The organism is Actinoplanes sp. NPDC051851, assembly GCF_040681165.1.
Taxonomy (GTDB): Bacteria; Actinomycetota; Actinomycetes; order Mycobacteriales; family Micromonosporaceae; genus Actinoplanes.
Map to the genome: position 1 here is coordinate 1 of NZ_JBFAYF010000125.1, position 10779 is coordinate 10779.

Sequence of the window (10779 nt, forward strand, 5' to 3'; positions counted from 1 at the left end):
GCCAGGTCACCGGTGCGATACATCCGCCCACCACCGAACGGACACGCCACAAACCGTGACGCCGTCATCCCCGGACGAGCGACATAACCGCGAGCCACACCGGCACCGCAGATGTAGACCTCGCCCGTCACACCCGGCGGGACCGGCTGCAGGAACTCGTCCAGAACGAACACACGTTCATGAGCGAGCGGGACACCGATCGGCGGCGCACCCTCACCAGGAGAGAGCCGCACCGCTGTCGTGATCACCGTGTCCTCAGTCGGACCATACGTGTTCCACACCACCGCCTGAGACAGCCACCGATTCGCCAAGTCGGCACTCAGCCGCTCAGCGCCCAGCACCCAAGTCGCGACACCCGGCACCGCCGCCGGGTCGAGGACCGAGAGCAGGGACGGCACCACACTCGCGGCCGTCACCCCCGAGTCACGGATCATCTCGGCCAGCAGCGCAGGATCGGTGCGCTCCTCCGCCGAAGCGATCACCAACGTGCCACCCGAACCCAACGTCACCGCCAAGTCCAACACCGCCGCGTCGAAACTGAACGCCGCGAACTGCAACACCGTCTCACCCAGGCCCAGAACCGGACCCATACCATCGATCAACGCGGCCACACTCGCGTGCTCGACCGCCACACCCTTCGGACGACCCGTCGAACCCGACGTATAAATCACGTAAGCCAGGTGGTTACCGGCCGGCAGCGGGAACTCCTGCGACGACTCGGCATCGTCCGGGACCAACAACGGCAGATCACCGAACGCACGATCACCGACGACCGCACGCACACCCGCATCAGCAACGATGAAATCGAGACGATCCTGCGGATACGCAAGATCAAGCGGCACCCACGCCGCACCCGCCTTCCACACCGCCAACTGAGCCACGACCACCTCGACACCGCGAGGCAGACAGATACCAACCCGGTCCTCGACACCGACACCAAGAGCGATCAAACGCGACGCCAGAGCATTCGCACGCGCGTCCAGAACACCGTACGAGAGAGAAGAAGAACCGAAACGCAAAGCTAAAGCTGACCGATCCTGAACAGCAAAACGCTCCAAGAAAGACACCCCGACAGGGGTGCCGGAAGGCGACGACACGACGAGGTCGCGCTCGGCGGGCGTCAGGACCGCGATCTCACTCAGACGACGCGACGGATCCTCGGCGACCTGCTCCAGCACCCGCGCCAGACGGTCCGCGATGGACTGGGCGGTCGGCTCGTCGAACAGGTCGGTGGCGTAGTGGATGCCGCCGTCGAGACCGGCCGGAGCGCCCTCGGCGTCGCGCTGCTCCATGAGCGTGAACGACAGGTCGAAGCGGGCCGGGCGCGGCACCGGCGAGTCGAGCTCGGCCACGCGCAGGCCGGGCAGACTCCACCGGGACCCCTCCGCCGCCTGCACGGCGAGCATGACCTGGAAGAGCGGGTTGCGGGAGAGCGAGCGCTCCGGGTTGAGCACCTCGACCAGCTTCTCGAACGGCAGATCCTGATGCGTATACGCCGCGAGATCGGTCTCCCGGACCCGCCCCAGCAACTCGCCGAAGGTGGGGTCGCCGTCCAGCCGGGTCCGCAGCACCAGGGTGTTGACGAAGAAACCGGCCAGATCGTCCAGCGCCGCGTCACCCCGGCCGGCGATCGGCGTGCCGACCGGCACGTCGGTGCCCGCGCCCATCCGGGACAGCAGCACGCCGAGCGCCGCGTGCACCACCATGAACATCGTCGCGCGGCCCCGGCGGGCCACCTCGACCAGCCCGGCGTGGGCCGCGGCGCCGAGCCGGATCGGCACCGAGCCACCACGGAAGGTCGAGGTGGCCGGGCGCGGGCGGTCCGTCGGCAGGGCGATCTCGGCGGGCGCCCCGGCGAGGGCCGTCCGCCAGTAGTCGAGCTGGCCGGCGAGCACACTGCCCGGATCGGACGGGTCGCCGAGGACGTCGCGCTGCCAGAGGGCGTAGTCGGCGTACTGCACCGGGAGTTCGGTCCACTCCGGCGCCCGGCCGGTGCGGCGGGCCGCGTAGGCCGCCTCGAGGTCCCGGGCCAGCACGCCCATCGACCAGCCGTCCACCGCGATGTGGTGCGCGACGATCACCAGGATCGACGAGGCCGGCCCGACGCGCAGCAGGCAGGCACGCCAGGGCAGGTCGGCGCGTACGTCGAAGTCCCGCCCCGCCGCCTCGGCGATCAGGCGATCCGTGTCGTCCCCGCCGCCGACGGGCAGGACCGCCAGCGCGGGCCGGCCGGCCGAGCCGTCGAGCACCCGCTGCCGCACCACCCCGTCGACCTCCGGGTAGACCGTCCGCAGGATCTCGTGCCGGACGGCGACGTCGCCGAGGGCCGCCTCCAGAGCGGCCACGTCGAGCGGGCCGGTCATCCGGAGGGCGAGCGGCAGGTTGTACGCGGCCCCGGCGCCCTCCTCGGTGTCGGACATCCGGTTCAGGAACCACATGCGCTGTTGGGCGAAGGAGAGCGGCAGCGCCTCCGGCCGGGCCTGCGGGGTGAGCGCGGGCCGGGCCGTGCCGGACTGCTCGTCGATGAGCCGGGCCAGCCCGGCCGCGGTGGGCGTCTCGAAGAGCGTGCCGACCCCGATGTCCAGGCCGAGGACCGCCTGCAGCCGGGTCACCAGCCTCATCGCCAGCAGGGAGTCGCCGCCGTGGTCGAAGAAGGAGGCGTCGGCCGACATCCGGCCGAGCCCGAGGATCTCGGCGAAGAGCGCGCAGAGGATCTGCTCGGCCGGGGTCACCGGCTCCCGGCCACCCACGACCCGGCCGGCCGCGGGGTCGGGCAGCGCGTCCCGGTCCACCTTGCCGTTGACGGTCACCGGCAGCGCCTCCATGACCACGACCGCCGACGGGACCATGTGCTCCGGCAGATGGTCGGCGACATACTCCCGCAGCCCGCCGCCGTCGACCGTGCCCACCACATAGGCCAGCAACCGGTCGTCCCGCACCACCACAACCGCCTGCGACACACCTTCGTGACCGGTCAGCACGGCCTCGATCTCGCCAGGCTCGATCCGGAACCCACGCAACTTCACCTGATCATCGGTACGACCCCCGAAATGCAGATCCCCGGCAGCGTCCCACCACACGAGGTCCCCGGTCCGATACATCCGCCCCCCGAAGGGCGAGGCAACAAACCGCTGAGCGGTCAGCGCCGGACGGTGCAGATAACCCTGCGCCACATTCGGGCCCGACACATACAACTCACCACGCACGCCCACCGGGACAGGGCGCAAGAACTCGTCCAGCACGAACACCCGCGCATTCGCCACCGGACGACCGATAGGCACCCCACCAGCCGACAGCGGATCGCTCATCGCGGCGCACACCGTCGTCTCCGTCGGACCATAAGCATTGACCACCCGACGATCCGACCAACGCTCCACCAGAGCGGGCGGACACACCTCACCAGCCACGACCAGCGTCCGCACCGACTCCGGCAACCACTCCACCGTCGCCAACAACGACGGCGGCACCGTCACATGCGAGATCTCATAACGAGCCAGCACCTCCGACAGACCACCACGCGGCGGCAACTCACCCGGATCAGCAACCACCAAAGCCGCACCCGACACCAAAGCCATCAACAGCTCAGAAACCGCGGCGTCGAAACTCGGCGACGCCAACTGCAACACCCGCGCCTTCGCATCCACGGCGAACCGGTCGATCTGCGCCACCGCCAAGTTCGCCAGACCACGATGCGGCACCACCACACCCTTCGGCCTGCCCGTCGAACCCGACGTGTAAATCACGTACGCAGGAAGATCCAAAACGGTCACCGGCGGCACCTCACCGACCGGAAGGTCATCCCAGCCCTCTGACGTGATCACCAAACGAGGAGCCGCGTCCTCCAGCAGGAGATCGATCCGCTCCTGGGGATAGGCCAGGTCGATCGGGACAAATGCCGCGCCGGCCTTGGAAACCCCCAACCAGAACGCGAACAACTCCAACGAACGCGGCACCATCACCGCCACCCGATCACCCGGCCGCACACCACGCCGCACCAACTCCGCCGCGATCCGCGACGAACGATCATCCAACTCCGCGTACGTCCACGAACGATCAGCACCCACCAGAGCCACCGACTCCGGAAAACGCGCCAACAACTCCGGCAACGTGCCCCACTCCACCGGACTGGCCGTAGCGTTACGAGTGATCAGCAAGTCGTCGCGCTCGGCGTCGGTCAGGACAGCCAGGGTTCCGACGCGGCGGGTGGGGTCGGCGAGCTGCGCCAGCACCGACAGCAACCGGCGGGCCAGTAGCGCCGCGGCGCCGTCGTCCACCACGTTCGGCCGGTGCGACAGGCGGAACTCCAACTCCTCCGAGGCGACCAGGGAGAGCGGGTAGTTCGTCGACTCCCGGATGCCCGCGTCCGTCACCACCAGGCCCCGTGCCGTGGGCGTCACGGTCGAGTCGCCGGGGAAGTTCTGGAAGGCCAGCATGGTGTCGAGACCGGCGCCGGGCCCGGCCACCCGCTGGATCTCGGTCTGGCCGAGGTGCTGGTGTTCGAGCAGTCTCGACTGGTCGTCCTGGAGCCCGGCGAGCAACTCGGCGACCGTCCGGTCCGGGTCGAGACGGACGCGGACCGGCACGCTGTTGATGAACAGGCCGAGCATCTCGGCCATCCCCGGCAGCTCCACCGGCCGCCCGGTCACCGTCGCGCCGATCACCACGTCGGTACGCCCGGTGACCTGCCCGACGACCATCGCCCAGGCCGCCTGCACCACCGTGTTCATGGTCAGCCCGTACGCGCGGGTCATCGCGGTGAGCGCCGCCCGCACCGCCGGATCGGCCGCGAACCGGACCGTACGCGCCCGGACCACGGAACCGGCCGGCTCGTCCGGGGCGACCAGGGTGGGCCCGGTCAGGCCGTCCAGCGCCCGCCGCCACGCGGTCTCCGCGGCACGCCGGTCCTGCCGTCGCAGCCAGGCCGGGTATTCCCGGTACGGCGGCGCCACGGGCAGTCCGGCGTCGCTGCCACCGGCCTCGTACGCGGCCCAGAGCTCGCGGGTCAGGATCTGCAGCGACCAGCCGTCCACGATCAGGTGGTGCAGGGTGACGACCATCCGGTGCCGGCCGTCGCCCAGCCGGAGCAGGAGCACCCGCAGCAGTGGGGGCGCGGCCAGGTCGAATCGCCGGGACCGTTCCCCGGCGGCCAGCCGGTCCGCCTCCGCCCGGGCGGCCTCCGGGTCCAGGGCGGACAGGTCCACCTCCCGCCACGGGATCCGGGCGGCCGCGACCACCGCCTGGACCGGCTCCTGGAGGCCGGTGAGGTGCAGGAAACCGGCGCGCAGGCCGGCGTGCCGGGCCAGCAGGACGTCCCAGGACGCCCGCAGCGTGCCGGGGTCGAGGTCGCCGTCGACGTCGAGCAGCAGCTGTTCCACGTAGACGTCGGCGCCGTGCTGGTCGAAGAGCGCGTGGAAGAGCAGACCCTTCTGCAGCGGCGCGGTGGGCAGCACCTCGACCAGGCCGGGCACCCGCGCCTCGGCCTCCTCGACCAGCTCCTGGTCCAGCGCGATCAGGGGGAAGTCCACGGGGGTGTGCCCGCCGGCGCCCGGCTGCTCCGCGTGCCGGGCCAGACCGGTGAGCACGGCCGCCCAGCGGTCCAGCAGGGCGCGTACCCCGTCGGCGTCGAGCAGGTCACCGGGCCAGGCCGCGGTGAGGGTGAGCCGTGGGCCGCCGGGACCCGGCCGCACGTCGCCCATCAGGTCGACGGCGTGTGCCAGCGGCAGGTCGTCGCTCGCGTGGCCGCCCGGACCGCGGTCCGGCGCCGCGGCGATCCGGCCCAGGTAGTTGAAGCCGATCTGGGCGCCCGGTGACGTGCCGAGGGCCGGTGCGCCCACGGCGTCCAGGTATCGCAGCAGGCCGTACCCGAGGCCGTCGCCGGCCGCGCGGACCTGCTCCTTCACCCTCTTCAGCAGGCGGCCCGCGGCTGGCCCACCGGCGGTCACCTCGGCCACGTCGAGCGGTCCGGCGTCGATGCGTACGGGGTGGACCGCGGTGAACCAGCCGATGGTGCGCGACAGGTCGAGGTCACCGCCGAGCGGATGGCGGCCGTGCGTCTCGACGTCCACGAGGTGCCCGCCCGCGCGACGGTCGCCGAGCGCCGCGGCGAGACCCGCGAGCAGCACGTCGGTGACGCTCGCGTGGAACGCCGCCGGGACCCGGTCGAGCAGTGCCGCGGTCACCGGGGCGGGCAGGTCGACGGAGGCGTACCGGCCGGAACCGGCGGTGTCCCGCTCCGGGTCGATCGGGCGGCCGCCGAGCGGCGGCTCGGTCACGGCGAGCGCCGAACTCCAGTGCGGGAGCTCGGCGCGGCGGCGCTCGGCCTCCGCGGTCAGCTCCCGCGCCCAGCCCCGGTAGGAGACCGGCACCGCGCCGGGACGCCGGGGCTGCCCGGCCGCCGTCGCCGCGTACTGGTCGCCGAGCTCGGCGGCGAGGATCCGCATCGACACCGCGTCGACGACGAGGTGGTCGGCGACGAGCAGCAGGCGCCCGGGCTCGTCCGGGCCCAGGTCGAGCCAGACGACCTGCAGCATCGTTCCGGCGCGCGGGTCGAGACGACCGGCTGCGGCCCGGGTGTGCTCCTCGATCAGGGCGGTCAGCCGGTCCGGGGCGGCCGCGACCCGGAGGATCGCGGCGCCGGCCCGGACCGTGCCGGGCGCCGGCACGTCGAAGACGCGGCGCTCCGGGTCGAGCCGGGCACGCAGCATGTCGTGGTGGTCGAGCACCGCCTGGACCGCCGCGGTGAGAGCCGCCGGGTCGGCGCCCGCGGGGATCGTCAGCAGGTCACTCTGGATCACCGTGGCCGCCGGGGTGGCGCCGAGCCGGTCGAAGAGCTCGTGCATGACCGGGACGAACGGCACCTCGCCGACGCCGGAGTCGGCCGCGACGACGGCGTCCTCCGGGATCTCGGCGGCGACGGCGGCGAGAGCCGCGGCGGTCTGGTGCTCGAAGACCTGCCGGGCGGTGATCACCAGGCCGGCCTTGCGAACGTGGGAGACCAGCAGCATCGACATGATCGAGTCGCCGCCGAGCCCGAAGAACGAACCGTCGGCGGGGACGTCATCCCTGCCCAGGACCTCGGCGAACAGCTCGCAGAACAGTTGCTCCCGCGGGGTCTGTGCCGCCCGGCCCGTCTCCTCGGCATCCGGATCCGGCAGGGCCGCGCGGTCGAGCTTGCCGTTGACCGTCAGCGGCAACGCGTCCAGGCCGATGATCGCCGACGGCACCATGTAGTCCGGCAACACCGCGGCCGCGTGCTCCCGCAGCCCCTCCACCGAACCGACCACATAGGCGATCAGACGGTCGTCGCGGACCAGCACGGCGGCCTGAGAAACATCGGGGTGACCGAGAAGGATCGCCTCGACCTCACCCGGCTCCACCCGGAAACCACGAATCTTCACCTGATCATCGACCCGGCCCGCGAAATACAGGACACCATCACGATCACGGCGGGCCAGGTCACCGGTGCGATACATCCGCCCACCACCGAACGGACACGCCACAAACCGTGACGCCGTCATCCCCGGCCTGGCCACATAACCGCGAGCAACACCGGCACCGCAGATGTAGACCTCACCGGTGACGCCCGGCGGGACCGGCTGCAGGAACTCGTCCAGAACGAACACTCGCTCGTGAGCGAGCGGGACACCGATCGGCGGGGCCACCGAATCCGGGGACAACCGCACCGCCGTCGTGATCACCGTGTCCTCAGTCGGACCATACGTGTTCCACACCACCGCCTGAGACAGCCACCGATTCGCCAAGTCGGCACTCAGCCGCTCAGCGCCCAGAACCCAGTTCGCAACCCCCGGCACCGCCGCCGGATCGAGGACCGACAACAGGGACGGCACCACACTCGCCGCCGTCACCCCCGAGTCACGGATCATCTCGGCCAGCAGCGCAGGATCGGTGCGCTCCTCCGCCGAAGCGATCACCAACGTGCCACCGGAGCCGAGCGTCACGGCCAGGTCCAGGACCGCCGCGTCGAAGCTGAACGCCGCGAACTGCAACACCGTCTCACCCAGGCCCAGAACCGGACCCATACCGTCGATCAAAGCGGCCACACTCGCGTGCTCGATCGCCACACCCTTGGGACGGCCCGTCGAACCCGACGTGTAAATCACGTAAGCCAGGTGGTTACCGGCCGGCAGCGGGAACTCCTGTTCGGCTTCGGCATCGTCCGGGACCAGCAACGGCAGATCACCGAACGCACGATCACCGATGACCGCACGCACACCCGCGTCAGCAACGATGAAATCGAGACGATCCTGCGGATACGCGAGATCAAGCGGCACCCACGCCGCACCCGCCTTCCACACCGCCAACTGAGCAACGACCACGTCGACACCGCGAGGCAGACAGATACCGACCCGGTCCTCGACACCGACACCGAGAGCGGTCAAACGCGAGGCCAGAGCATTCGCACGCGCGTCCAGAACACCGTACGAGAGAGAAGAAGAACCGAAACGCAAAGCTAAAGCTGACCGATCCTGAACAGCAAAACGCTCCAAGAAAGACACCCCGACAGGGGTGCCGGAAGGCGACGACACCACCAGATCACGCTCGGTCGGCGTCAGGACCGCGATCTCACTCAGACGACGCGACGAATCGGCGGCGACCTGCTCCAGGACCCGCGCCAGACGGTCCGCGATGGACTGGGCGGTCGGCTCGTCGAAGAGGTCGGCCGCGTAGAGGATGTCGCCGTGCAGGCCGGCGGGGGCACCGTTCTCGTCTCGACACTCACCGAGAGTGACCGAAAGGTCGAAGCGGGCCGGGCGGGGAACCGCCGACTCCAGCTGCCGGACCGCGAGGCCGGGCAGATCCCAACGGGTCGGCGGCAGAGTCTGCACGGCGAGCATGACCTGGAAGAGCGGGTTGCGCGCCAGCGAGCGCTCCGGGTTGAGCACCTCGACGAGCTTCTCGAACGGCAGATCCTGATGCGCGTACGCCGCCAGATCCGTCTCCCGCACCCGCTTCAGCAGCTCACTGAACGTAGGGTCACCGTCCAGCCGGGCCCGCAGCACCAGCGTGTTGACGAAGAAGCCGGCCAGGTCGTCCAGGGCTGCGTCGCCCCGGCCCGCGATCGGTGTGCCGATCGGCACGTCCGCACCCGCGCCCAGCCGGGAGAGCAGCACCCCGAGCGCCGCGTGCACCACCATGAACATCGTCGTGCCGTACCGCTGCGCGAGTCCGATCAGCGCGGCGTGGACCGAGCCGTCGACGGCGAGCGGCACGGCGCCGCCGTCGGCGGAGAGGGACGGCGGGCGCGGGCGATCGGCGGGCAGCACCAGCTCCTCCGGCGACCCGGCGAGCTCGGCGCCCCAGTACGCCAGCTGCCCGCCGAGCGGGCTCTCCGGGTCGTCCGGGTCGCCGAGGACCTCGCGCTGCCAGAGGGCGTAGTCGGCGTACTGCACCGGAAGCGGCGCCCACGACGGAGCGGCACCCTGGCGACGGGCCCTGTAGGCGGTGCTCAGATCACGGGACAGCACACCCATCGACCAGCCGTCCACCGCGATGTGGTGCGCCACCAGCAGCAACACGTGCTCGTCCGGCGCGATGCGCAGCAGCCGGGTCCGCCAGGGCAGGTCCACGCCGAGGTCGAAGCTCTGGCCGGCGAGCGTGGCGAGCGTGGCCGGCAGCTCCTCCGGGGTCACGTCGCGGGTGAGCAGCGGCGGCCGTCCGGCCAGACCGTCCAGGACGAGCTGGTACGGCGCCCCGTTCCGCTCGGGGAAGATCGTGCGGAGGATCTCGTGCCGGCCGGCCACGTCGCCGAGGGCCGTTTCCAGGGCGGTCACGTCCAGCGCGCCGGTCATCCGGAAGGCGAGCGGCAGGTTGTACCCGGCGGCGGATCCCTCCAGCCGGCCGAGCAGCCACATGCGCTGCTGGGCGTAGGAGAGCGGCAGGGGGTCGGGGCGGGTACGGGTGGTCAGGGCGGTGTGCTCGCGGGTACCGGGCCGGGTCAGGCGCCCGGCCAGTCCGGCGACGGTCGGCTCGGCGAAGATCTCCCCGATCGCGACCTCGGCACCCAGCACCGACTTCACCCGCGCCAGCAGACGCATCGCCGCCAGACTGTCCCCACCCAACTCGAAGAACGACACATCAGCCGGCACCGCGTCACGACCGAGGACCTCCGCGAACAGACCGCACAGGATCTCCTCCGTCGGCGTCGCCGCAGCCCGCCCACCGACCTCGAACCCGACCTCCGGATCGGGAAGCGCAGCCCGATCCACCTTCCCGTTCACCGTCAACGGCAACACGTCCAACTCCACGAACACCGACGGCACCAGATAGTCCGGCAGGCGATCGGCCACATGGTTACGCAGACCGGTGAGATCGCCGACCACGTAAGCGACCAGCCGCTGATCCCGAGCCAAAACCGCCACCTGACGCACCGCCGGATGCGCGGCCAGCACCGCCTCCACCTCGGCCGGCTCGACCCGGAACCCACGAATCTTCACCTGATCATCGACACGACCCGCGAACACCAGGTTCCCGTCACCGTTCCAGCGAGCCAGATCACCGGTGCGATACATCCGCCCACCACCGAACGGACACGCCACGAACCGCTCCGCCGTCAACCCCGCCAGTCCCGTATAGCCACGGGCCAGACCACCACCCGCGACATACAGCTCACCGGTCACACCCAACGGAACCGGCTGCAGGAACTCATCCAGCACGAACACCCGCATGTTGTCCCGAGGACGACCGATCGGCAACACCGAAGGCACCACCGCACCCGGCTCCAACACGAACGTCGTCGCACACAACGTGGTCTCGGTCGGA

Annotated in this window: 1 protein-coding gene; it reads right to left on the reverse strand. The window is 70.8% G+C overall.

The window, feature by feature from the left end; all coding sequences use genetic code 11:
* The coding region (locus tag AB0M08_RS46550; RefSeq protein WP_364508520.1) for an amino acid adenylation domain-containing protein at positions 1-10745 on the reverse strand (10745 nt) is incomplete at its 3' end.
* Positions 10746-10779 lie beyond the last annotated feature (34 nt).